19 protein-coding genes and 1 tRNA gene are annotated in these 24,486 nt (G+C 71.7%); 11 read left to right on the top strand and 9 right to left on the bottom strand.

The window, feature by feature from the left end:
• Nucleotides 1-808 precede the first annotated feature (808 nt).
• The 3 genes from IO40_RS39205 to IO40_RS0129865 all read left to right on the top strand — a co-directional run bounded on the left by IO40_RS39205 (nucleotide 809) and on the right by IO40_RS0129865 (nucleotide 4,199).
• Nucleotides 809-1,363: an ArsR/SmtB family transcription factor gene (locus IO40_RS39205; protein WP_016472545.1), complete on the top strand. Its 555-nt coding sequence runs from the start codon at nucleotides 809-811 to the stop codon at nucleotides 1,361-1,363.
• Nucleotides 1,354-1,749, top strand: a complete 396-nt coding sequence (locus tag IO40_RS39200; RefSeq protein ID WP_234336605.1) for a hypothetical protein — start codon at nucleotides 1,354-1,356, stop codon at nucleotides 1,747-1,749. Before IO40_RS39205 ends, IO40_RS39200 begins: the two co-directional genes overlap by 10 nt.
• A 320-nt stretch (nucleotides 1,750-2,069) precedes the next feature.
• On the top strand, nucleotides 2,070-4,199 hold the full coding sequence (locus IO40_RS0129865) for a restriction endonuclease (protein ID WP_031176494.1): 2,130 nt from the start codon (nucleotides 2,070-2,072) through the stop codon (nucleotides 4,197-4,199).
• A gap of 56 nt (nucleotides 4,200-4,255) precedes the next feature.
• Here IO40_RS0129865 and IO40_RS0129860 read toward each other — a convergent pair whose 3' ends face one another.
• Both IO40_RS0129860 and IO40_RS0129855 read right to left on the bottom strand, forming a co-directional pair.
• Complete coding sequence (locus tag IO40_RS0129860; RefSeq protein WP_016472548.1) at nucleotides 4,256-4,543, bottom strand: acylphosphatase; 288 nt, start codon at nucleotides 4,541-4,543, stop codon at nucleotides 4,256-4,258.
• Nucleotides 4,544-4,595: 52 nt separating this feature from the next.
• Entirely contained in the window at nucleotides 4,596-5,627 is a 1,032-nt protein-coding gene (locus IO40_RS0129855; protein ID WP_030406508.1) for a nitronate monooxygenase, read from the bottom strand.
• Between the two features lie 339 nt (nucleotides 5,628-5,966).
• Between IO40_RS0129855 and IO40_RS0129850 the strand changes: the two genes are divergently transcribed.
• The 4 genes from IO40_RS0129850 to IO40_RS0129835 all read left to right on the top strand — a co-directional run bounded on the left by IO40_RS0129850 (nucleotide 5,967) and on the right by IO40_RS0129835 (nucleotide 10,657).
• Nucleotides 5,967-6,827: a LysR family transcriptional regulator gene (locus IO40_RS0129850; RefSeq protein WP_031176493.1), complete on the top strand. Its 861-nt coding sequence runs from the start codon at nucleotides 5,967-5,969 to the stop codon at nucleotides 6,825-6,827.
• A 493-nt stretch (nucleotides 6,828-7,320) separates the two neighbouring features.
• Nucleotides 7,321-8,316 carry an acrylyl-CoA reductase family protein gene (locus tag IO40_RS0129845; RefSeq protein WP_041968864.1) on the top strand — a complete coding sequence of 332 codons (996 nt, stop codon included), beginning with the start codon at nucleotides 7,321-7,323 and terminating at the stop codon, nucleotides 8,314-8,316.
• A gap of 366 nt (nucleotides 8,317-8,682) precedes the next feature.
• Entirely contained in the window at nucleotides 8,683-10,125 is a 1,443-nt protein-coding gene (locus IO40_RS0129840; RefSeq protein WP_031176491.1) for a CoA transferase, read from the top strand.
• A gap of 52 nt (nucleotides 10,126-10,177) precedes the next feature.
• Nucleotides 10,178-10,657, top strand: coding sequence for a hypothetical protein (locus IO40_RS0129835; protein ID WP_016472553.1), 480 nt, complete (start codon nucleotides 10,178-10,180; stop codon nucleotides 10,655-10,657).
• A 260-nt stretch (nucleotides 10,658-10,917) separates the two neighbouring features.
• Here IO40_RS0129835 and IO40_RS0129830 read toward each other — a convergent pair whose 3' ends face one another.
• From IO40_RS0129830 to IO40_RS0129820, 3 genes are read right to left on the bottom strand one after another with little or no spacing between them, the layout of a single operon-like run.
• Nucleotides 10,918-11,562 carry a response regulator gene (locus IO40_RS0129830; RefSeq protein WP_016472554.1) on the bottom strand — a complete coding sequence of 215 codons (645 nt, stop codon included), beginning with the start codon at nucleotides 11,560-11,562 and terminating at the stop codon, nucleotides 10,918-10,920.
• A gap of 4 nt (nucleotides 11,563-11,566) precedes the next feature.
• Nucleotides 11,567-13,003, bottom strand: a complete 1,437-nt coding sequence (locus IO40_RS0129825; protein ID WP_016472555.1) for a sensor histidine kinase — start codon at nucleotides 13,001-13,003, stop codon at nucleotides 11,567-11,569.
• 16 nt (nucleotides 13,004-13,019) lie between these two features.
• On the bottom strand, nucleotides 13,020-14,240 hold the full coding sequence (locus IO40_RS0129820; protein WP_016472556.1) for a Clp protease N-terminal domain-containing protein: 1,221 nt from the start codon (nucleotides 14,238-14,240) through the stop codon (nucleotides 13,020-13,022).
• A 400-nt stretch (nucleotides 14,241-14,640) separates the two neighbouring features.
• Here IO40_RS0129820 and IO40_RS34285 point away from each other — a divergent pair, with 400 nt between their 5' ends.
• Nucleotides 14,641-14,955: an AQJ64_40280 family protein gene (locus IO40_RS34285; protein WP_016472557.1), complete on the top strand. Its 315-nt coding sequence runs from the start codon at nucleotides 14,641-14,643 to the stop codon at nucleotides 14,953-14,955.
• A gap of 1,047 nt (nucleotides 14,956-16,002) precedes the next feature.
• Here IO40_RS34285 and IO40_RS0129805 read toward each other — a convergent pair.
• From IO40_RS0129805 to IO40_RS0129790, 4 genes are all read right to left on the bottom strand, one after another.
• Entirely contained in the window at nucleotides 16,003-16,560 is a 558-nt protein-coding gene (locus tag IO40_RS0129805) for a hypothetical protein (RefSeq protein ID WP_016472559.1), read from the bottom strand.
• Entirely contained in the window at nucleotides 16,557-16,967 is a 411-nt protein-coding gene (locus IO40_RS37830; protein WP_137016985.1) for a hypothetical protein, read from the bottom strand. The genes IO40_RS0129805 and IO40_RS37830 overlap by 4 nt, the downstream gene beginning before the upstream one ends.
• 813 nt (nucleotides 16,968-17,780) lie before the next feature.
• Nucleotides 17,781-17,853 (bottom strand) — tRNA-Arg (locus IO40_RS0129795).
• A gap of 83 nt (nucleotides 17,854-17,936) precedes the next feature.
• On the bottom strand, nucleotides 17,937-19,826 hold the full coding sequence (locus IO40_RS0129790; RefSeq protein ID WP_031176490.1) for a glycoside hydrolase family 3 protein: 1,890 nt from the start codon (nucleotides 19,824-19,826) through the stop codon (nucleotides 17,937-17,939).
• A gap of 502 nt (nucleotides 19,827-20,328) precedes the next feature.
• Here IO40_RS0129790 and IO40_RS0129785 point away from each other — a divergent pair.
• The 3 genes from IO40_RS0129785 (at nucleotide 20,329) to IO40_RS0129775 (ending at nucleotide 24,358) form a co-directional block, all read left to right on the top strand.
• On the top strand, nucleotides 20,329-20,991 hold the full coding sequence (locus tag IO40_RS0129785; protein ID WP_016472561.1) for a TetR/AcrR family transcriptional regulator: 663 nt from the start codon (nucleotides 20,329-20,331) through the stop codon (nucleotides 20,989-20,991).
• A 267-nt stretch (nucleotides 20,992-21,258) separates the two neighbouring features.
• On the top strand, nucleotides 21,259-22,821 hold the full coding sequence (locus IO40_RS0129780; RefSeq protein WP_016472562.1) for an MFS transporter: 1,563 nt from the start codon (nucleotides 21,259-21,261) through the stop codon (nucleotides 22,819-22,821).
• A gap of 520 nt (nucleotides 22,822-23,341) precedes the next feature.
• Entirely contained in the window at nucleotides 23,342-24,358 is a 1,017-nt protein-coding gene (locus tag IO40_RS0129775; protein WP_016472563.1) for a sigma-70 family RNA polymerase sigma factor, read from the top strand.
• Nucleotides 24,359-24,486: the final 128 nt, after the last annotated feature.

Genomic DNA, 24,486 nt, shown 5'->3' with positions numbered 1-24,486 from the left:
CGCTCGGCTGGGAAACCCCAGCCGAGCGCCTGCATAAACTGCTCGCGGCCTGATCAACACAACCACGTGTTGCAACGACCGCTAGAAACCGCCCACCGGCGAGGCCCCGGCCCCTGCTCCTGCCCCTGCTCCGGCTCCTGCTCCGGCCTCGGCCCCGGCTCCGGCTCTGCACGACATCGCGGACACCGCCTCGGCCGCCGTCCGGACCTCGCCGCCGTGCCGCTGCCCGGCCGCCGTCCCGCCTTCCGGTGCCGGGCGGCGGCTCGGGGGAGCGCCGGGAGGGTGGGGATGCGTGCCGCGGCGGCTCGGGTGAGTGCCGGGGCGCTTCGGGGGAGTGCGGCGGCGGCTCGGGTGAGTGTCGTACCGGTGGTGGTGTCGGGTACGGCCGGCCACAGCCGCCGCATCCCTTCGCGGCTCCGCTCCGGCCGGCGACCGGCAGAGCGCGGCATCCCGGCGCCGCTGTCGCTGCGGTCGCTGCGGTCGCCGGATTCGCTGCCGTCGCGGGGCTCGCTGCCGTCGCCGGGCTCGGCGCCGTCGCGGACGGGGCCGCCGTCGCCGCCGTCACCCTCGCCCTCGCCGCCGCGTTCGCGGCCCTCGCCGTCCCCGCCGGGGAGCGGCACCAGTGGTACGCCCGTACGCGTCACCCGTCATCCCATCCGTCATCGCACCGCCGGCACCCGCCGGGGCCGGGCCGCAGGAGGAGAACCGTCACGTGCACCGGCAGGGGAAGGAACCGAGAGCATGCCGTTCGCCCTGAGCGCCGGACGCTTCACCCCAGCCCGAAGTGTTCCCGACGCATTCTGGACCGATGACGACGACCACCCCCCGCACCTCCTCCCGTACCGCCACCCGACTCCCCGACCCCCGTCCACCGGTCACCGGCGAACCCCGGCGCCCCGCACCGGATGACGGCGGGCCGAGCCGTCCCGCACCGGGCGGAGGCCCGGGCCTCGCAGTACCCCGGGCCCGGCCCCACGGGGCGGAGAGCACCGGGGGCGAGGCGGACCCGGCGACGGCGGCGGCCCTCTTCGCGGACCCCGCCCGCGCCCGCGTACTGATGGCACTGGCCGACGGCCGGGCACTGCCGGCCTCCGTACTGGCGGACGAGGCGGGCGTCTCGGCCCCGGCGGCCAGCGCGCACCTGGCCAAACTCCGCGAGGGCGGCCTGGTGTCCATGGAGAAGTCCGGCAGACACCGCTACTACCGTCTGACCGGCCCACAGGTCGCCACCGCGCTGGAGGCCCTCACGGCGCTCGCCCCGCCCCGCCCGGTGCGCTCGCTGCGCGCCCACACCCGCGCGGCGGCCCTGCGCGGGCCCGCAGCTGCTACGACCATCTCGCGGGCGATCTGGGCGTGCAGGTGACCGCGGCCCTCGTCGCCGTGGACGCGCTCCGCCCCACCGACGGCATCCCGGACACCCGCCGCCGCGCCCACGACCCCCTATCCGCCCAACTGCCCACGCACCCCTACGAGCTGGGGCCGGCGGCCGAGGACGTCTTCACCGCGCTGGGCGTCCCCTTCTCCGAGGTGCTGCACCCCGCCTGCGCCTCGCGCCGCCCCCTGCTGCGCTTCTGCCTGGACTGGACGGAACAGCGCCACCACCTGGCGGGCCGCCTCGGTGCGGCCCTGCTGACCGCTTTGCTGACCCGGCGGTGGCTCACCCCGGGGCCCCGCCCCAGAACCCTCGTCCTCACACCCGAGGGGCACGGCCGCCTCGCCGCCGTCCTCCACCTGCCGCCGTCCCCGTGACCCGGGCGTGTCCGTGACCCGGGCGCGCCCATGGTCCCGGCGCGCCCGTGGTCCCGGCGCGCCCATGGTCCTGGCGCGCCCGTGGTCCCGGCCTGCCCGTGTTTGCGGCGTGCCCCTGATCCGGGCTGCCCGTGTTCCGCCGGCCCGGACGGACCGCTCCCGTGAGCGGCTCCGGGGTCGCGGCGGCCGGGTCCGGCGGCCCGGCGTCTGGCAAGTTGTCATACGGGATGACAGGTGCTGGAATGTCGCTTCACCAGGACTGGTTGGCGGGGGCAACCAGTCACCGGAAGCCGCTGACGTCGGGGGAGGACCCGCAGCTCATGAGTCGTCGCTCCACCGGTCTGGTCGGCATCTGGGCGGAGATGCAGCGACAGCAGCAGCGCCAGCGGGAGTTCGAGGCCCGGCAGCTGCGGGAACGGGAGCGCCAGGAGCGGGCCCACCAGCGGCAACTCGCCCAGAACCACCGCGAGTGGCGGCAGGCCGACGCACGGCGGCGGACGGAGGAGATCGAGGCGCGGGTCACCGCACTCCAGAATCTGCTCACCGTCGGCTGCCGCGGCCCCGCGTTCCGTGCGGCAGCCCTGTTGCGCCCCGAACAGGTGGCACCGTTCTCACCGGGCGCGCTGGCCCAGCCGGTGCCCCTGCCGCATCCGCAGCAGTACCAGGCGCAGGGCGGCTGGACCGCGAACCGGCGCGCCCAGGCGCAGGCCGAGGCGCGCGCCCGCTTCGAACACGACTGGCAGGCCGCGCAGGCGGCGGAGGCCAGACGGCAGCAGCAACTCGCCGACCACCGGCGCCAGTACGAGCAGTGGGCGCAGGAACAGCTGGCGGAGATACGCCGTCACAACGCCGGGATCACCGAGGTCGTCGAAGGCGTCGCACGGCGCGACCCGGAAGCCGTCGTCGCCTACTTCTCCGCCGCCCTCTCCGCCTCCACCGCCTGGCCCGAAGGGTTCCCCCGCCAGGTCTCGGCCGCCTACGACGCCGCGGCCGGGCAGCTCGTGCTCGACTGGGAGCTGCCGCGGTACGACATCGTGCCCGAGGTGAAGTCCGTCCGGTACATGCCCTCGCTCGACCAGGACAAGGAGACGGCCCGCCCCGTCACCCAACGGCGCGCCCTCTACCGGGAAGTGCTCGCCCAGTGCCTGCTGCTCGTGCTGCACGAGCTGTTCGCCGCGGATGAGCCCGGCGTTCTGGAGTCCGTCGCCCTCAACGGCTTCGTCGACGACCACGACCCGGCCACGGGCCGGCAGGCCCACATCTGTCTGGCGACGGTGATGGCACCCCGCGGCCTGTTCACCCAGCTGCACCTAGAGCAGGTCGATCCGGTCAGCTGTCTGACCGACGCGCTGCGGGGCCGGCTGTCCGGCCGCCCCGACCAGCTCACCGCCGTACGACCTGCCCGGCGACCGGAGGACGTCGGCGACGGCGTCGTCACGCACGGCGCCGACGGCGGCGAGGAACCGGATCTGTACGAGATGGACCCGCTCGCCTTCGAGGCCCTGGTCGCCGAACTGTTCCGGGCCATGGGCATGCAGGCGGTCACGACACAGCGGTCCAACGACGGAGGGGTCGACGTGGACGCCCTCGACCCGGCGCCGATCACGGGCGGGAAGATCGTCGTTCAGGTGAAGCGCTACCGCAACACCGTGCCGCCCACCGCCGTACGCGACCTGTACGGCACGGTGCAGGACGCCGGCGCCAACAAGGGCGTGCTGGTCACCACGTCCCGTTTCGGCCCCGGCTCGCACACCTTCGCGAACGGCAAGCCGCTGGAGCTCATCTCCGGCCCCGAACTCGTCGACCTGCTCCACCGCTACGGCCTCCGCGGCACCCTCGGCCCCGCCCGGTCCGCGCAGCCCGCTCGGTCCGCGCAGTCGGTGCAGTCGGTGCAGTCCGCTCAGCCCGGCCGGCCCGCCGGGTCCGCACGGCCCGCGCCGCCCGCCGCCCCACCGGCCACGCCCCCCGACCACAATGTGCTGGGCCTCTACTGGTCCGGGCAGGTCGCCCTCGACATCTGCGCCCTCGTGTGCACCGGCAACCGCGTCCTGGGCGACGACCACTTCGTCTTCTTCAACAACCACAGCACCCCCGACGGCGCCGTCTCCACGTTCGCGCCCGCGCCGGGTGACAAAGCGGCGCTCAGGGTCTGCTTCGACGCCCTTCCCCGGGCCGCCGACCGCCTCGTCCTGGCCGCCGCGGTCGATCCCCAGACCGACCCGCACGCCGACCTGTCCGCCTTCACCGACGCCCGGATCCGGCTGCTCGACTCCACGATGGCCGAAACCGGCACCCTCGACGTGTCCGACGGCCGCCCCGGCGAGACCGCCCTCGTCCTCGGCTCCTTCCGCCGCCGCCCCAACGGCGACTGGACCTTCGTCCTCGGCGGCAAGGGCTACCCCGGCGGACTGGAACAACTCGTCCAGGACCACGGCATCGAAGTGGCGTGAGCCGCTGTGGCTATGTCCTCGGCCGGGTGTCGGGCAGGGTGCGTGAGCCGCTGTGGCTACGCCCCCGGCCGGGCGTCCGGCAGGATGCGGAAGCCGCGGTGCCCCTCGGGCCGTTCGGCGGTCACGTCGCATCCCGTCACCTCGGCCGCGCCCGGCCCCGCGGCGGCCCAGCGCACCATGCGGGTGACCGGGCCCGGCGGCCCCTCGAAGACCGCCTCCACATCGCCGTCGTGCAGATTGCGGACCCACCCGGCCACCCCCGACTCCTCGGCCAGAAAGCGGCAGGTGTCGCGGTAGTACACGCCCTGGACGAGGCCGCGGACGCGCACATGTCGTCGGATCATCACGGGCGTTCCTCACAGAGGGTGTGGGTGGGGAGAAGGGGCCGGGCCGGTTTCACAGGCCGCTGGTCAGCCGTTCGAGTGCGGCGGCCACGGGTCCGGTCCCGGCTGCGCGGAAACCGGTGCCCGCCCACAGATGGACGGAACCGGTGTCGCCGGCCGCGGTGGCCGCCCTGCGGAGCGGGCCGGTGAGGTGGTGCAGGGCCGGATAGCCGACGGGGGCGTGCGCGGAGTACCGGTCGGTGAAGCGGTTGCGCAGCGCGCGGGCGGGCCGTCCCGTGAAGGCGCGGGTCACCACGGTCGAGTCGAACGCCGGGTCGGCCAAGGCCGCCTTGTGGGGCGCGGAAGCCCCGCTCTCGTCGGTGCGCAGCAGCACGGTGCCGACCATGACGGCCTGCGCGCCGGCCCGGAGAGCGGCCACCACGTCGGTGGAGTTCGCGATCCCGCCGGTGGCGACAACCGGCAGGGCGACGGCACGGCGTACCGCCCCGACCAGATCGGGCAGGGCGATCTGTGCGAGCGGACGTGCGGGGGTCAGTGTCGCCGAGTGCCCACCCGCGTCCGGCGCCTGCACGATCAGCGCGTCCACACCCGCCTCGGCCGCGTGCCGGGCCTCCTCCGGGCCGGTGACGCATTGCAGGACGGTGCTGCCGGCGCGGCGCAGACGCGTCACGTCCCCGGCGTCGGGGACGCCGAAGGTGAAGGACACCCAGGGAACGGGGTGGTCCGTCAGCAGCGTGAGCTTGTCCGCCCAGCCGTCGTCGTCCTCCAGCGGCCCGGTGCCCGACAGCGTGACCCCGTAGCGGTCGGCCTCGGCCTGCAACAGGCGTGCGTAGGCGCGGTACGCCTCGGGGGAGACGGGAGCGGGGTTGCGCGCGAAGAGGTTCACGCCGAACGGCACCCCCTCCGCCTCCACGGTGTGGATCTGCCCGGCCAGCGCCTGCGCACTCTTGTAGCCCCCGGCCAGGAAACCGAGCCCGCCCGCACGTGCCGCCGCCGTGACGAGAGCGGGCGTACTCGGTCCGCCGGCCATCGGCGCGGCGAGAACCGGACGGTCGACACCGAGACCGGTCAGCAGAGTGCTCATGACAGCTCCTTCGGGACACGGGGACACGGGGACACGGGGCGGGGGCGCCGGGGCGGCGCGGGACGGTGCTCCCCGGCGACGGCACCGAAAAGGCGACGGCACCGGCAAGGCGACGGCGCCGGGAAAGGGGGAGGTGCCGGCAAGGCGGAGGCGCCGGGAAGCGCATGCCCGGAGGCGCGCGCGGACGGTGCCGACGGGCGACGCGTACCCGGCCCCGGTCACCTTCCTGCCGGGATGCCGAAGCCGCCGACGACGTTAGGCAGTCCGTTCACCGCTGTGAAATGCCCGTTAGTCTGCCGCCATGCACGACGCGCATGGGCACAGGTGAGGGCGGCAGCCATGACCAGCGGGGACATCGAACTGCGGCACCTGCGGGCCTTCACGACCGTGGCCCGTCACCGCTCGTTCTCCCGGGCGGCCGAGGAACTCCTCATCACCCAGCCGGCGCTCAGCCGTACGATCGCACAGCTGGAGAACCGGCTGAACGTCGTGCTCCTCGACCGCTCCTCCCGGCACGTCGAGCTGACCGACACCGGCGCGCAGTTCCTGGAGCACGCCGAGCGCGTCCTGGCCGCCCTGGACGACGCCCTGGCCGTCGTCAGCCACCGTGCCACCCTCCGGCTCGGCTTCGGCTGGCTGCTGCCCGATCCCTGGGCCCAGCGGACCGTCGGCCGCTTCGAGGAGGACACCGGAGCCTCGGTCGCCCTGACCCGGACCGACGATCCCGTCCGGGCGCTGCGTCGGCGCACCGTCGACATCGCCCTGGTCCGGGGGGACGCCCGGGTGCCGGCGGACATGCGCACCGTGCGCCTGTACGACGAGCCACGCATCGCCGTCTGCTCCGAGCGCAGCGAACTGACCCGCGTCCCGCATCTGGACTGGGCGGACGTCCCGCACTGGCCGCTGGTCGTCAACACCGTCAGCGGCACCACCGGCCCCTGGTCGTGGCCCGACGGCCGCCGCCCGACGGAGATCATCGAGACGGCCAACTACGACGAGTGGCTGGAGACGGTCGCCGCCAACCGGGGCATCGGCATCGTTCCCGAGGTCGCACGGCGCCGCACCCGGCACCCCGCCCTCCGCTTCGTCTCCCTCACCGACGCGCCGCCCAGCCCCGTCAGCCTCGTCCACCTCTCCGACACCCAGCGCACACTGATCCGCCGCTTCCTGGACGCCGCCTTGCGGAGCACCGGGGAGTGACACCTCGGCGGGCAGCCTTTTCGGAGCCCGCCTCGGGGTGAGGTGCCGCGTGCCCGGGACGCGCCGGTGGTCGTGGCCGGTCGGCGTGCTGGTGGTCGTGGCCGGTCGGCGTGCCGGTGGTCGTACCTGGTCGGCGTGCTCGGGGGACGTGTCTGTTTCTGGAGGGCGAGGACCGGGGCCTGTCGGCCGCTGGTGGCCGCCGGGACGCGCCCGGCCGCAGCGGAAGCCCACCCGTGGCGGCGGGGGTTCCATGCGCCCGCCTTCCGCTATGTCTGCAGGGCATAGGCGCAGCGCAAGGGGCATTTCCGGGTGGGCGACGTGGTGCCTAGCGTCGAGGTCGGAAGGAGACGGGAGGAAGAAGCCGCCGCAAGGGAAGTCTCCGGGCCCTCCCCGGGCCCGCCTCGACCGCGACGGGCACCGGACCGCCCGCGCCCCGCTTCCCCCGGCTCCCTTCCGCCGCATGCGCACCGGACGCGACAGAAGGGCCGCCGCCATGACCGCATTTCCCGGCTGGATCGCCCGCGAGACCCCCGACGGGCTCCGCACGAGGCTCGAAGAACTCGACAGCGCAATCCTCGACGACCGCGACACCACCCTGCGGGTGCACTACTCCAGCATCAACTACAAGGACGCCCTCGCCCTCCACGGCCGCCCCGGCGTGCTCCGCCGCCACCCGCTCGTCACCGGTATCGACGTCACGGGTGAGGTCCTCACCTCCCGTCACCCCCGCTGGAGCCGCGGCGACCTCGTCACCCTGAACGGCGCCGGGCTGGGGGAGGAGCGGCACGGCGGTCTCGCCGGTCTCGCGGCCGTCGACGGGGCGGATCTCGTCCCCGTGCCCGAGCCGTTCACCTTGGCCCAGGCCGCGGCGATCGGTACCGCAGGATTCACCGCGGCCCTCAGCCTCCTGGCGCTCCGACGCCACGGACTGACCCCGGCGGACGGCCCCGTCCTGGTCACCGGGGCCGGCGGCGGCGTCGGCTCGGTCGCCGTCGCACTGCTGGCCGCCTCCGGCCACGAGGTGATCGCCGCGACCGGCCGCCCGGACGCCCTCCGCGGCCAACTCACCCGGCTCGGCGCCGCCCACATCGTCGGGAGGGCGGAACTCGACACCGGCGGCAAGCCGCTCGCCGCGCAGCGCTGGGCGGGCGTCATCGACGCGGTCGGCGGCACCCTGCTGGCCGGCGCCCTCGCCGGGCTGCGGCATTCGGGCACGGCCACCACCTGCGGACTCGCCGCCAGCGCCACGTTCCCGGGGAACGTCATGCCGTTCATCCTCCGCGGCGTCTCGCTCGTCGGCATCGACTCCGTACGCACCACTCCGGCCCGCCGCGCAGCCGCCTGGCAGCTCCTCGCCCGCCACCTCGACCCGCAGCTCCTCGACTCCGTCACCCGCTCCGTCCCCCTCTCAGCCGCGCGGGACGCCGCGACCGAGGTGCTCGCCGGCCACGGCACGGGCCGCACGGTCGTCGACGTCCGTGCACACTGACCTGCCCCAGGGCCCGCCGGCACCAGAAGCCGCCCGGCTCTCTCGTCGGCACTCCGGCCCCGTCCGGTATCAGATGCCGCTCAGCTCCTTCATCGGTGCTCCAGACCCGCCCGGCTTCAGAAACCGCCCGGCCCCATCCCGCCACCTCAGCCCCGCCCGGCATCAGATGCCGCTCGACTCCCTCACCGGCACTCCAGACCCGACCGGCATCAGAAACCGCTCGACTCCCCTCCCGACACCCCAGCCCCACCTGGCATCAAAAGCCACTCGGCTCCCCTCCCGACACTCCACCCCCGCCCGGCACCCAAACCGCACCGGGCCACTCCGTCAGCACAGGACGGACAGCACAACACCCGAGGAAGATCCATGGACACAACATCCCCGACCCCTCGCGCCTTCGACGAACTCATGGCACTCCGCGGCGGCGCGGCGCCGGCCCCGGGGGAGGTGACGCTCACCGGCTCCGACCCGCTGTTCGCCTCGCCGTTCCGTATCGGCCGGACCCTCGCGGACGCTCTGGCGGCCCGCGCCGTGGCCGCGAACGACCTGTGGGAGTTGCGCACCGGACGCCGGCAGAGGATCGAGGTCGACATACGGGCCGCAGCCGCCACCGCCCTCGGCGGTGAGGACATGACCCTCGTCCGCGACGCGGCGGGGGAGTACCGTCCCGCCCCGCTGTCGCCCGACGTCGAGCACATGGTGTCCCTCACCCAGCCCTGGCGCACCGCCGACGACCGCTGGTTCGTGCCCCACTTCAACCTGCCCCACCTCGAACGCCGGGTGCTGGACGTCCTCGGCTGCGAGCCCACCCCCGCCTCGGTCGAAGCCGCGGTCCGCGCCTGGAAGGCGGACGACCTCGAAGACGCGATCGCCGCCGCCGGCGCGTGCGGCGGAGTCGTCCGCACGGCGCGGGAATGGCTGGCGCACCCCCAGGGCGTCCATCTGGCCGCGCGCCCGGTCGTCGAGATCACCAAGATCGGCGACAGCGCCCCCGAGCCCCTGCCCGCCGGTCCCGCGCCGCTCGCCGGTGTCCGCGTGCTCGACCTCACCCGCATCCTCGCCGGTCCCACTGCCGCCCTGAGCATGGCGGAGCACGGGGCCGACGTCCTCATGGTCACCGCGCCGCACCTGCCCCAGGTGCCGCCGTTCGTCCGCGACACCAGCCACGGCAAGCGCAGCACCTACCTTGACTTCACCAAGCCCGGCCAGGCGGCGCGGCTGCGCGAACTCGCGGCCGGCGCGGACGTGTTCGTCGAGGGCTACCGCCCCCGCCGCATGGAGGCCCACGGCTTCGGCCCGGCCGACCTGGCGGCCATCCGCCCGGGCACCGTGTACGTGACGGTCAACTGCTTCGGCTCCGGCGGCCCGTTCGGCGACCGCGCTGGCTGGGACCAGGTGGCGCAGGCGGTCACCGGCATCTGCGACATCCAGGGGCGAGCGACGAAGGCCGGCAAGCCGCAACTGACCCCCGTCTACCTGTGCGACTTCCTCACCGGCTTCCTGGGAGGCTACGGCGCGATGCTGGCCCTCGCCCGCCGCGCCCGGGAAGGCGGCTCCTACCACGTCACCGTCTCCCTCTGCCAGTCGGCGATGCTGCTCCAACGGCAGGGCCTGCTCGACGATTTCGCGGACGCGCCCGGCCGGCTCGCCCCGGAAGAGTTCGCCCGCTACGCGGTGACCGACGACGCCACCGTCTACGGCGACCTCAAGAGTCTCGGCCCGGTCCTCCGCATGTCCGAGACTCCTCCCCGCTGGTCCCGCACCACCCCCGCCCTGGGCAGCTCCCACCCGCACTGGCTCCCCCGCTGACGGCCGGGCCCGGGAGGGCGCCAGTCGGCCCGCTGCCGCTAGCTTGACCGGCATGGCCACCCAGATCATCACCCTGGTCGGCGTCCTCATCGGCGCCCTGACGTCCTATCTGGTGACAGTGACCGCCGAGCGGGCGAAGTTCCGACGCACGATGGCCACCCGGTGGGACGAGCGGAAACTCGACACGTACATCGCGTACGTCTCCTGCGTGAAGGAGATCCACCGCGCCGCCATGGAAGCGGCACGTGCCCGGGACAACGGAGAGGACGCGGCCGAAGCTCTGGCGAGAATGGAGGCGAACGAGGACAAAAGGTCGGTCCTCTTCGAAACCTTCGTCCTGCTGGCCGACGAATCCGCCGCTGCCGCCGCCCACACCGTCAACCAGCGCACATGGGACCTGCTCACGAAGGCCCGCGACGCCTCCAACGGCCTGCACGCCATGCGCGCCGTCACGCTGGTCCAGGCCCTCAACACCCTCCACGAGGCAGCCCGGAAAGACCTCGCCATAACCCGCACGGGCCCGCTCGGCTGAAGCGACGCAGGTGGGAGCCGCGCGGCGCCCACGTTGCTCCCCGGGCTCGACCGGCCGACCGCGCAGGTCAGTTGCCGAACGCCCGTCAGACGTGCGGGACGACGGCGACCGCGCACAGCCGACCAGCCGCAGAGCGCGCCAGCTGACCAGCCGCACAGCGCGCCCCAGCTGACCAGCCGCGCAGCCGACCAGCCGGATGGTCGGCCCCTGCGGGGCGGCGATACGGCGGCGACTCGGCGCCGACACGGCGGCCATCCCCGTCAGCCGAGGAGTCCCGCCTCCTGAGCCAGCACCGCCGCCTGGACGCGGTTGGCGCAGCCGGTGCGGGCGAGGATGCTGCTGATGTGGGCCTTGACCGTCCCGGAGCTGAGGTGCAGCCGCGCGGCGATCTCGGCGTTCGACAGGCCGGTGCCCAGCAGCCGGAGGACGTCCCGTTCGGCCGGCGTCAGATCGGCGATGCGGCGTGCCGCGGCGTCGTCGGCGTCACCCGTCCGGGCACGGAGCTCGATCAGCTGGCGGGTCACCTGCGGGGCGAGGACGGGCTCTCCCGCGGCGGCGCGGCGGACGGCGTCGATGAGGTCGCGGGGACCCGTGTCCTTGAGGAGGTAGCCGTGTGCTCCGGCACGCAGGGCGGCGGCGACGGTCGGTTCCTCGCCGAAGGCCGTCAGCATCACCACCCGGGTGCCGGCCGAGTGCCGGGTGATCTCGGCGAGGGCGGCGATGCCGTCCCCCGGCATCCGGATGTCCAGGAGGGCGATGTCGACGGGTTGGTCCCGGCAGGCCGCGACGGCCTCGCGGGCGTCCTGCGCCTCGGCCACGACCCGGACGTCGTCGGCGTTCTCCAGGATCAGCCGTATCCCGGCACGCATCAGTGCCTCGTCGTCGGCGATCAGGACTCGGATCATCGGCTCAGTGTAGAGACGCGATGATCAGCAGGGCGATGGCGCCGCCGACCGTCGGCAGCAGCACCGCGAGCGCCGCGCAGCCCCCGCCCAGCAGACGCGGCCACGTGAGGACGTCGGTGGGCAGCGGGGGCCGGGAGCCCGCCCCGTCGGACACCGGCCGCGACGAAGCGTCGTACACGGGTGGCGACTCGGGCCGTACGGGTATCCGGGCGGAGAGGACGAAGCCGCCCTCCGGCCGGGGACCGGCGTGGAGCGTGCCGCCGAGCAGACCGATCCGCTCCTGAAGGCCGACGAGCCCGCTGCGGCTCCCGCCCCCGGGCGAACGGGGAGCGGGCGGTGCGTCGTTGACGACGGAGATCGTCACCGTGTCGCCCTCGTCGCGGAACACCACCCGCACGGCCGCGCCGGACGCGTGCTTGAGCGCGTTCGTCAGCCCCTCGCGGGTGACACGGTGGACGGCCTGCCTGGTACGGGGGTCCGCCTCCGTCGTCCCGTCCGCCTCCCAGCGCAGTTCGGCGTCGACCCCGGCGCTCCTGGAACTCTCGACCAGGGCCGAAAGATCCTCGCGGGTTCCCCGCTCGCCGGTGTCCTCGCCGGTGTGGTGACGCAGGACGCCGAGGATGCCGCGCAGCTCCTCCATGGCCGTGCGGGCGGTGCTGTGCAGCAGCGCGGCCTGGGAGGCCAGCGGGGGCGCCTGTCGTTCGACGGCGAGCTGGAGGGCCCCGGCGTGCACCGACATGAGGCTGATGCGGTGGCCGAGCAGATCGTGCATCTCGGCGGCGATCCGCGCCCGCTCCTCCATACGGGCCGTCTCGTCGGCCAGGAAGCGGGCCTGTTCGAGGTAGGCGTTGCGTTCCCGCAGCAGCCGCGTCAACGGGCGGCGCCGCCCCAGCAGCAGTCCGGACAGCGCGGGCAGCACGATGAACAGCGCGCCCAGACCGAGCCCGCCGAGCAGGTACGGCATCTCCGGAAGCCCGGCGAAGGACTGGACGGCGATCAGTACGAGCACGACACCGGCACCGCTCGCCCCGAGCACTCCCCAGGCGCGCCGCACGGGAGTGATCCGGCGTACGGCGGACCACACGAGGCACGGCACCACCACCATCGCCCACACGTTGTCCCCGGCGACCACCGGCACACAGCCCAGCACCGTGAGGGACGGGTACCTGCGGCGGGCCGGCACCAGCAGCGCCGTCCACACCCCGAGGAGCACCGCACTCACCGGGTGGTGCGGCGGTATCAGCGGAACCGGCGCCAGCGAACACAGCAGGGCCAGCCCGGCGAGCACGGACTCGCTGACGACCTTCCGCCGGGGCGCGGCCCGCACCGCCTCCCGGACGGTGGCGGCCTCGCGGCACAGCCGCCTCCACGCTCGCACTCGCGGGCTCATGGTCTCCTCCGTGTGGACGCCGTTCTCCACGGCCGCTCCGGTCTCACGCATGGGCGGACTCCCGCCCTCAGACGCCCTGTCCGGCACCTCGCGGAACCCGCAGTTCGGGCTCCGCCCGCAGCCCGGCGACATCAGCGCCGCTCTCGGCCAGCACCTGCTCGATCCTCGCCACGGACTCCGCGTCCGTCCCCGTCCCGTCCAGCAGCGCGGCCAGCAGATGGGTCGTGCCGACGGTGGGCGAGCCCTTGGCGGAGGCGACGAACTCGGTGACGTGCAGGAGCCGCCGGTCGAAGCCCGACGTGCCCTCCACGTCCGCCGGCTCCCCCTCCGCGACCCCGGTGACGGGAAGCAGCACCCGGGCGAGAGCATCCTGCCGTACCCCATGCCGGTGCAGCAGTTCCGCCCCCTGGTTCGCCTCCGCCAGCTCCTCGGGCAGCCGGCGCCCCGCGACCGCCAACGCCCGGTCCAGCGCGAGGATGCCCACCAGCAGATCGACAGGCTCCGACGCCGGCACCCCGCGCCGTACCGCCGACCGCCGCGCCTCCGTACGCACCACGCCCACGACCGCCGACCCGAACCCGGCGCCGCCCCCGAATATCCAGGCGGTGAACTTCCGCGTCAGCGGATTACCGCTCTTCCCGAAGGTCCCCGCCTTGCGCAGCACCAGCACCGAACCGGCCTCCGGCGCCTCGTCGCCGCCCCGCAGCGCGTCGAGCGCGGCCGAGGCCGCCGTGACATCCAGCTTCTGCACCACCATGGCCTCGCGGGCCCGCGTGTCCGGCAACTCGACGAGGGCACGCGCCACATGACGGACGCGCACACAGAGGGAGCCCTCGTCCCGCGCGTACTCCAGCGCCTTGCGCAGACAGGCCCGCAGAGCCCCGCTCATCGGCGGCAGAACAAGGGGCGCCCGCTCCTCCTTCTCCTTCCGCCCGGGCCGACGCAGCCTCCTGGCCTCCTCCTGCAAGACCTCCCGCCAGCAGGCGTCGATCTCCCGCTCGTCGTCCGGGCCGCCCGCCGCGCCGTCTCCCGCGTCGTCACTGATCCACACGGACGTGCCGCGGCACCCGATCGAACCGCTGAGCGTGCCGGCCGCCCGCATCCCGGGAGCGATCGCGGACCCCGCGGCAGAGTCACCCGACACAAGGGCGCTCAGCAAGCTCTCCGTACCGACGTCGTCCCGTTCCTGCTTGACCGCCGTACGTACGCTCTCCACCAGCAACGTGACGACGTCCCTCTCGAACTCGGTGGTCGCGCCGGTGTCGCGGCCGGACGTGCGCTGATCCATCAGCCTGCCTCTCCGTTGGGGGATCACCTGCCGATCCGGACGCTAGCCCCGCGCCCCACACCCCCGCCTCGGCCGACCGGCCACGCTTCGGATCCAACCGGCCAGGTTTTTCCGTCCGTGTGTCTGCCCGCCTGTCCACCCGACGGACAACCCGGTCGGTGAACCGGACTGCCCGGTCGGTGACCCGGACCGCCCGGTCGGCGAACCGGACTGCCCGGTCGGTGACCCGGACTGCCCGATCGGCGAAAGGGGAAGAGGACAGCCGACAGGCAACCGTCCCGCACCCCAAAACGTCCCAGGAGACGACGTGGTCGGGCCCTGCCCCTGGAACCTGACGCCCCCGGACGGCAACAGTGGCACGCCGGCACCCAGGAACGAACGGCCTGGAGGGACACGAAACATGCAGGTGAACGTGGAGTGGGTCGACGCACGCGAGAGGCTGCCCGAACCCGGAGAGCCCGTGGCGACGGCGACGTTCGGCACGTGGCCGCCGGACTTCCACGACCAGTCCGTCGCGGGAGAGGACTACTGGCTGGTCAGGCCCATGGTTTTCCACGACCTGTACATACCGGCGAGCTCCCAGCACGAGTCGGAGGACGAAAGCCACCACCACAACTGCTTCGTCGACTCCGACGGCTACATCCGCTACCCCCCGGGCGGCCCGAGCGACGACCACATCACCCACTGGGCCGCCCTCCCCTTCCTCCCGGCCTGACCACCCACGTAGCCAACGGCCACGAGGCAACAGCAGCCCTGGCACGAGCCCGCGAGGCATGACAACCCCCGAGCCCGCACCCGGTGGCCCCGCCCAGCGGGCCGGTTGTGCTCACTGAAGGACCAGCCACCGAACGAGCCATCTGCACGGCCGGCGACCTGCGCGATTCGCGACGCGGAACAGACCCTGACGCGGGTGCGCGAACTGGAGACGGGTGGGCGTCCACACACGTCATGCAGAACACCAGCGGGGCCGTCAGGCACGGCACGGACAGGGCGCCGCGGAGGCGCCCCGGCACAGTGTCCTGACGGTGCCCGACCGCCCCGTTGACGCCAAGCCCGGATGCCAAAGGGCACCTACCAAATTTGGTAGGTGCCCTTTGCCCTGTGCCCCCGGCAGGATTCGAACCTGCGACACCCGCTTTAGGAGTTTTCCCTGATCAAGGTGGTGACCTGTGTAAATACCTGCCGCAGTGCGTCTTGCCTGGGAAACCCCCTCCGCGGTTCTCGCGTGGTCGTGGGATTTCTCGGCCTCGTGTGTGCTGAGTAAGTCCGAAATGGGCCTGTCTGGCGACTAGCGTTTGTTGCCGCGGTCTTCACCGGTGAGGTGCCCGACGGCCTACAGGCGCGGTGCTCGCCAGTGGGTGCGTGACCACCTGTGCCAGCGGCCCGTGGTGAGCCGTTCAGTGATCATCATCAGTGCCAAGTCCCCCACGAGGAGGCCGAGACCTTGCCAGAACGGGACCGTGAATCCGCCACTGTGGAAGAGTAAAGCGGTGACCAGACCTAGGACTACGAAGGTGAGGACCAGCACCAGCTGGAGCAGTCGGACGAACGGTGCTAGGACAGCCCTCCTGTGCGACACCGGCTTGGAACCTGGCTGCACGTGAACTGTCACATGCTGGTCGCCAGCAGCTTGAAACACACGCCCCTCGCCCTCGGCTCGGGCGTGCATCTGCCACCGAGGGTGCTCATCGCCGCGGTCGTTGCCCTTCATCGCTGGTTTCTCCCGAGATTGGTGGACAGTAAGCAATTGCTTGGGGCGGGATCACAAAGGGCCGACCTTACGAGCAAGCCATAGGCCGATGTCCTCGATGAACTTGAGTTGGGCCTCGGCAGGGTCCCGGATGGCGTAGTAGAGGAAGACACCGATACTCACGGGTACGTACAGCCAGAAGAGCCTATCGATCAGGTGGGACCTATAGGACAGACGCTCACGAAGGATGACGAAACCTGTCGCACCGACCACGGCGGCGCCCAGCGTGTAGAGCACAGACCACCAAGTCGATGGGGCGGACTTGTCGGTCCACACGGCGTGCGTGCTGGCACCCGCGATTGCGAGTGGAAGCAGTGGGGCCAAGGCAAGAAGGACGCTCAGTATCGTCTCTCCGGGTCTGTCCCAGAAAGAGTCTGCCGTCTCGTAGTAGCCCCAGCCGTCGTCCTCATCCTCATCGTCATCGTCGTCCGTGTCGGACACCAAGCCGTGAAAGTGGTACTCCGTGATGTGCTGGTCGCGGCCCGCTTGGTAAACGCGGCCCTCGTCCTCGGCGCTGGCACGCATGTGCCAAGGAGCGTCGTCTTCGTCGTTCCAGCGCCCCGTGTTCATGGCTCGTTGATGAACTGGTTCCCGCCTGCTTGGTAAACGCGACCATGATCGCGGGCCTCGGCGTGGAAGCTGGTGCTCGTTCGGGGTGAGTCGACATCCTCGAGCCTCGACAGCAGGGCTTCGAACGCTGCGGCAGCAGCCGGATCTTCCAGGAAGAGAGTGAGCATTCGACCTTGCCAGGCGGACTGGAGGGCCTGTCGGACCTGCTCAGCATCGCTGGCCGGGGCTGCGAGAAGAGTCGAACGGGTCGTGTCGAGGTCTCGTTCCAATTCACCAGTCGAGTCGGGGCGAAACTGTCGCCACAGAGTGACGACACCAGATCGAAGCGTGTTCCACCCGTCCGTTGCCATGGCCGATACCACGGCGGTACCACCTGCGCTGGCCAAGGCAATGAGCGTTGGGTCCACGGTGTCTTCTCCCCCTTTGTGTCCGGAGTCTGAGGGCCAGTGAATCAGGAACTCAGGCATATGGCCCGGCGCTTTCGGCAAGTTGGGGACGAGCCGAGGGAATAACGTCCTGCACCGTCATACGCCCATGCATAGCCAGACTGTCGGTACTCCTCCACGGGGTCGGCTCGGCTCCGGGCAGCTTTCGGTCTGTGAACAGAAGGCCGTCGAGGTGATCGATCTCGCGGTGGCGGCGAAGGGCTGGCGTTCGTGATGTGATGCGGTGCCGCGGTCTGGTCGTCGATGCGGCCGAGGGTTCATCCTCGGGTTTCGGGTGGGCAGGGATTGTGCCGGTGGCCGGCTGGCAGGGCGGGGCAGCGCCGCAAGACAGGCGAACGTGTCTGGTCAGCAGGGGCTGGCTTGGGGAAGGGAACTGGTGCTGGCTTGGCCGCGTCGGTAAGCATCACTGCCCTGTCGGGCTCTGCGATGCGGTGCCGCAGCGCTGGCGCGCACCTGGCCGAGGTCGGTCTGGAAAGCACCTTGAAGGACACCTATACGAGCCTGTTGTCGGAGGCTGATCTGGTGATTGCCGAGGCTGCTGCGTGTCCTGTCCCTCGTCGCGTCCGGCAAGGGATGCCGAGGCACTGAAGCCAAATCGGAACCCGGCGGCGCCCAAGAATGCAAGGTAGATCGCTAGGTGGTGCTGATCGGTCCGGAGAAGGGCAGGGAAGTGGCGATCCGCCCGCTCACGCAAACGGCCCCGGACGAGGAGTCCGAGGCCGAGTAGAAGTCCTTCCTGGGGGAGAAGCCCCAGGTCAGAGCGGTAGAGCGTTGTGCCCCCGGCAGGATTCGAACCTGCGACACCCGCTTTAGGAGAGCGGTGCTCTATCCCCTGAGCTACGGAGGCGTGCGGATCCGGAAGATGCGCGGGCCTAGCCTAGCGGATGGGGGGTCGGCGGCGGCAATGTCGTCCGCGGGGGCGGTGGTGGGTCAGTAGTGGAGGCCGTGGCCGAAGGGGTAGAGGGGGCGGCCGGGGGTGTCCAGAGTGGGGATGGCGACGGGGAGCTTGCCCTGGGGGCGGGTCTCGCCGTGGAGGACGCGGGCGAGGGCCGTCATCGCGGGGGTGCCGTAGGAGTAGGTGGCCAGGTACGCGGGGACGTCGGGGAAGCGGCGGATGTCGTACGGGAGGCGTACGCCGGCCACGACGACGCGGCTGTCCGTGGCGACCAGGGCCTTGATCAGTTCGGCCTGGGCGGCGCCGTCCTCCTTGCCGGCGGCTGCGGCGTTGGCCAGGACGACGGTGACGTCGTGGGTGCGGGCGGCCTCCACGGCCTGAGCGATCTTGGCTGTGGTGGGGACGGCGCCGGTCTCCAGCGTGGTGGTGCGCCGGCCACGGCGTTCGCCGATCGCGCGGGCGAGGTCCGACAGAGGTGTGGCGCCCCAGCCGGTGATCAGGACGGTGGCGGGGGAGTCCGGAAGGGGGAGAGCACCGCTCTCGTTCCGGATCAGTGTGACGGACCGCTCGGTGATCTCGCGGGCGCGCGCACGGTGCCGCTTGCTGCCCACCGTCCGTACGGCACGCCGTTCGCTCACGTACGGCTTGGTGAACAGCCGCCGCCGGAGCTTGTGTTCGAGGCTGCGCCGTACCGAGCTGTCCAGTCTTTCCCGGCTGATCTTGCCGGTACGGACGGCGTCCAGTACGGCGCCGAAGGCGGTGTCCAGCTTGGGGGCGAGGACGAGCTGGTCGCAGCCGGCCTGGAAGGCGCGGACGGGGGCGACGTCGGGCGGGAAGTCACCGGTCGCGCCGCCCATGTCGAGGGCGTCGGTCGCGATGAGGCCGTCGAAACCGAGCTCCTCGCGCAGCAGCCCCGTCACGATCGGGTGCGACATGGTGGCCGGTACCCGGGAAGGGTCGAGAGAGGGCACCACGATGTGGGCTGTCATGATCGTGTCGACTCCGCGCCGGATGGCGGCCCGGAACGGGGGCAGGTCGATACGGTCCAGCTCCGCCCGCGTGTGCTTGATCTCCGGCAGCCCGGTGTGGCTGTCCATGTCCGTGTCGCCGTGCCCGGGGAAGTGTTTGGCCGCGCTGGCGACACCGCCCTCGTGGTAACCGCGTACAGCGACGGACACGTACTCGGCGCACAGCCCGGGATCCGACCCGAACGAGCGAACCCCGATGACAGGGTTCGCCGGGTTCACATTGACGTCCGCCACCGGCGCGTAGTTCTGGTTGATGCCGACGGCGGCGAGTTCGGTGCCGATGATGTCGGCGCTGTCATGGGCGTCGCGCGGGGAGCGGGTCGCGGCCAGCGCCATGTTGCCCGGCAGCTGTGTGGCGGGCTCCAGCATCCGGTAGACGACGCTGCCGCCCTCCTGGTCGATGGAGACCAGCAGCGGGACGCGGGCCCCGCTGTGCAGCGCCGCGCGCTGGAGGCCGTTCGACAGTCGCGCGATCTGGCCCGGTTCGCGGACGTTGTCGGGTCCGCGACGTGCGTCGAAGTAGATGACGCCGCCCGGCCGGTACTTCTCGATGACCTGAGCAGGAGTCGCCACCCCGTACAGTTCCCGGTTCCGGGCGTGCTCGGTGTCCGCCGCCTGGCCGTAGATCTCGACGACGAACAGCTGGCCGACCTTCTGCTCCAGGCTCATCCGGCGCAGCAGGGCCGTCGCCCGCGCCCGTACCGCGGAGGAGGACATACGCGGGGCGTGCGCGGCGTACGCGCTGCCGCAGCCGACCGACGGAGCGCCGGCGGGTGCCGCTGGCGTTGCCGGACGGGCACCCGACAGGGCCGACGCCGACGCGCTCGTGACGCCGAGCGCCGCTGCGGCGCCCGCCGCTGCGGCCAGGACGTGTCTGCGAGAGGTGGGCTGCTGCATCGGAACGCTCCTCACATGGACGGGCAGGCTGCACGGGGTGCATGTGGGGGACACCGCGGGATGCGACAGCACATCGTCCCAGTGGGGAGACAGGCCGGACCAGACGCCGCGCGGAACTTCATGGGTCCAGTCCAGTGGCGTGGACCTGCCCGGCTGTGGGCCGGTCTTACCGCTTTCGGGGTTCGCTCGGTACCGGTGACGCGCGTCACACAAGGCAGGGAAATAACCGGGGAACGCGTCCCCGTTTACGTAACCGTCTCCGCCAACCGGGGACCAACTCCCCGGTTGGACATGCGGCAGTGCCGGACTCGGCGCCACCGCAGCACCACCGGCCCGCCACAGTGGCGCGCCGCGCACGTATGACCGACCCGGGCGGCACACCGCGCGGGAGAGGGCGACAGCAGTCGTCGACGAGTACCTCACGGCGCAGCCCGTGCGGCAGTGGCACAGCGCACCACAGCCGCCGGACGACGTCTGAGAACGAGGAGCCGAGGAGCCGGACATGGGCAGCACCACCACCGCCACCAAGCGCACCGCCACAGGCGGCGCGCACAAGGGGCGTGCGGACGCTGTCCGTAACCGTGAACGCATCCTCCACGCCGCCCGTGAGGCGTTCGTCGTGCACGGGGCGGAAGCGTCCCTCGACGAAATCGCTCGCACGGCGGGCGTCGGAAATGCGACCCTCTACCGGCACTTCCCCGACCGCGACGCGCTGCTCCACGGAGTGGTGCACGCCGTGACGGAACGGATCGCGGACCGTGCGGAGCGAGCGCTGGCCGAGGAAGGAAGCTCTTTCGAGGCGCTGCGCAGCTTCGTGTTCGCCGCTGCGGAGGAGCGTGTGGGCGCGCTGTGCCCGATGCTCTCGGGACGGTTCGACCCGCACGAACCGCACTGTCAGACGTCCCGCGAACGGGTCGAAAGGCTCACAGGAGAGCTCATCCGACGCGCACAGCGGGCGGGGGAGGTGCGCACCGACATCGGCGTCGGCGACGTCATGCTCGCCCTCAGCCAGCTCACCCGGCCGCTGCCGGGAGTCGGCTGCCGGCGGATCGAACGATTCGTCGAACGCCATGTGCAGCTCTTCCTCGACGGGCTGCGCGCCCCCGCACAGTCCGCACTACCCGGCCACGCCGCCACGCTGGAGGAACTCCGAGAAGACCTGTGATCCGTCAGGCGACTGTGCACGGCAGCGCCGCTTAGTTTCGCTCCTCTTCCGAGTCCACTCCCCGAGTCCTGTTCCCACCGCGCCCTGGGGCCCGGCTTCCCTGGCGCCCTCGCGCCCACCCCCTCCTCGGGGGGACTTCGGGCTTCCCCTCCATGGGGTCCGTACGTCTTCCGGACGGAACATTTCGTCTATCTGTGACGACCGGCTGACAAAACTTGTCAACATCCCATTTTTCGTACTCCGCACCAGCACGAGGTAGGCAGACCCATGCCAGAAGCACCATCCCCGGCCGCCGCACAGGCCGTCGGACCCGATCCCCGGCGGTGGAAGGCCCTCGCCTTCATCGCCATCGCCCAGCTCATGGTCGTCCTCGACGCGACGATCGTGAACATCGCGCTCCCCTCCGCCCAGTCCGATCTGGGGATATCCGACGCCAACAGGCAGTGGGTCATCACCGCCTACGCCCTCGCCTTCGGCGGGCTGCTGCTGTTCGGCGGACGGATCGCCGACATGTGGGGCCGCAAGCGGGCCTTCGTGACCGGACTCGTCGGCTTCGCCGCGGCCTCCGCCATCGGCGGTGCGGCCACCGGTGAAGTGATGATGCTGGCGGCGCGTGCGCTGCAAGGCGCCTTCGGCGCGCTGCTCGCGCCGGCGGCGCTGTCCCTGCTCGCGGTGATGTTCACCGACGGCAAGGAACGCGCCAAGGCGTTCGGCATCTACGGCGCCATCGCAGGTGGTGGCGGCGCCATCGGACTGATCCTCGGCGGTGTCCTCACCGAGTACCTGGACTGGCGCTGGACCTTCTACGTCAACGTGCCGTTCGCGGTCATCGCCGCCATCGGTGCCGCCACCGTCATCCGCGAGCCTGGCGGGACCCGCAACAAGTCCGCCCTCGACATCCCCGGCGTGATCCTCTCCACGCTGGGTCTGGTCACCCTCGTCTACGGGTTCACCCGCGCCGAGACGGACGGCTGGAGCGACGGCGGCACCATTGGGATGTTCGTCGCGGCGGTTGTGCTGCTGGCGGCGTTCGCGCTGGTCGAGGCGAAGGTACGGGCACCGCTGCTGCCGCTGCGGGTGGTCACCGACCGCAACCGGGGCGGGGTCTACCTGTCCCTGGGCCTGGCGACCATCGCGATGTTCGGCCTCTTCCTGTTCCTGACCTACTACCTGCAGGTGGTCAAGGGGTACTCGCCGGTGCGCACCGGTGTGGCGTTCCTGCCGATGGTGGCCGGCATGATCACGGGCTCCACGCAGATCGGGGCGCGGCTGATGACGCGGGTGCCGTCCCGTCTCCTGATGGTGCCCGGCTTCCTGGTCGCGGCGGTGGGCATGCTGCTGCTCACCCAGCTGGAGGTGGACAGCTCGTACCCGGCGCTGATCCTGCCCGCGGAGCTGCTGCTGGGTCTGGGTCTGGGTACGGCGTTCATGCCGGCGATGTCCCTGGCCACGCACGGGGTGCGGTCGAGCGATGCCGGCGTGGCCTCGGCGATGGTCAACACGTCGCAGCAGGTGGGCGGCGCCATCGGTACCGCGTTGCTCAACACCATCGCGGCCAGTGCGACCACCTCGTACGTCACCTCGCACCTCGCTGAGGCCACCAGTAAGCCGGCGCAGCAGATGCTGAAGCTGGAGGCGATGGTCCACGGCTACACCTCGGCGATCTGGTGGGCGGTGGGGATCCTGCTGGTCTCGGCCGGGATCGTGGCACTGTTCGTCAACGCCCGTGGCCAGGGCGCGCAGCCTGCGGACAAGCCGCTCGACGGTGAGGCCGGGAGCGGCTCGGGCAGCGGCGAGGAAGCGGAGCCGGTGCTGGTCGCGATGCACTGACCGGCACGGGGCGGGGCGCCGTAACCCGGCGTCGACCTTTCAGCCCCCGTGCATAGTGGCCCCCTGCACCCGACCGGGTGCAGGGGGCCACTGCCGTCTCCGGTCCCAGCGCAACGCCTCATGACGCGGAACCGGCCATTCGGCGGAACAAGGGAGAGAGCGCATCCGTTCGCCCCCTGGTGCACGTGGCCTGGTACGCGGCGCGCAACCAAGCCGGGGCGCGAGCCGTCTAGACAGGTGAAGGGTGGCCGAGGACGACGCCCTCCCGGCGCTGTGAGCGGCTCCGACAGGCCCTCCCCTGGAGGGCTCGACACCGCTCCGACCTGGGAATGAGTGCGCTCTGTCATCGTCACGCCCGCACGGGTAGCCGCACAGGGTACTGCATGATCGGAAAAATGTTGCGCGAGTTGGGAATTTAGTCCGGATTCCAGCCGTTGAGATCTACGCAAGGCGGGCACTCGGGGAGTGTCCGAGCCAGCCACCAGGCCCAAGTTTCAAGACCACTCGCAAGGGAGCACGCATGGCAACCCGTGCCGTCGCCCGTCGTCAGGAGAACACCAAGGGTGTCTCCGACACGGCAAGCAGTGTTCGCGCCGCTGGCAGCGAAGTCGCGGACCGCGACCTGGTCGGCATGTATCTCGACGAGATCGCCCGGACTCCGCTGCTGGACGCCGAGAAGGAAGTCGAACTGTCCCTCGCCATCGAGGCTGGCGTGTACGCGAAGCGCATCCTCGACGGACTCGAAGAGCCCGTGGCCGGCGATGCGCCCAGCGCCACCGCGAGCCGCGAGGAACTCGAAGCGATCGTCGCCGAGGGAGAGCGGGCCAAGGACATCTTCATCCGTTCCAACCTCCGCCTTGTGGTCGCCGTCGCCCGCCGTTACCCCCGCAGCGGTCTGCCGCTGCTGGACCTGATCCAGGAGGGCAACGCGGGTCTCGTGCGCGCTGTGGAGAAGTTCGACTACACCAAGGGCTTCAAGTTCTCCACCTACGCCACGTGGTGGATCCGTCAGGCCATCACCCGTTCCATCGCCGACCAGTCCCGCACCATCCGGCTGCCCGTCCACCTCGTGGAAGAGCTGGGGCGCATACGTCGGGTGCAGCGGGAGTTCAACCGCGAACACGGCCGTGACCCGGAGCCTGCCGAGGTCGCCGCGGAGCTGAACTCCACGGCGGAGCGCGTCACCGACGTACTCGACTGGGCGCGGGACCCGGTCAGCCTGAACATGTCAGTGGATGACGAGGGTGAGACCCAGTTCGGTGACCTGCTGGAGGACACCTCCGCCGACTCCCCCGAGCAGTCCGTCCTCACGGTGCTGCGCAGGGAAGAGCTCGACGACCTCATCAGCAGGCTCGACGACCGCACCGCCTCGATCATCAAGGCCCGCTACGGCATGGTCGACGGCCGCGAGCGCACGCTGACCGAGGTGGGCAAGCAGCACGGCCTCACTCGCGAGCGCATCCGTCAGATCGAGAAGCACGCCCTGCTCGAACTGAAGAAGATGGCCCATGACACGGGCTTCGACGAAGCGGCGTAACCCGCACTCCCCGAGCCCGCCGCCGTCGCAGCCCCCACAGCCGAGCCCCGGTACCTTCCCCCGAGTGCCGGGGCTCCTTGCCGGCCAGGCGCTCGGTCTCGGTCACTTCCCCGGTGAACCCGGCGAGC

The sequence above is a fragment of the Streptomyces albus subsp. albus genome (genome assembly GCF_000725885.1).
Classification (GTDB): Bacteria; Actinomycetota; Actinomycetes; order Streptomycetales; family Streptomycetaceae; genus Streptomyces; species Streptomyces albus.
The sequence above is the reverse complement of the archived record's forward strand: the minus strand, read 5'-3'. Positions and strand labels throughout refer to the sequence as shown.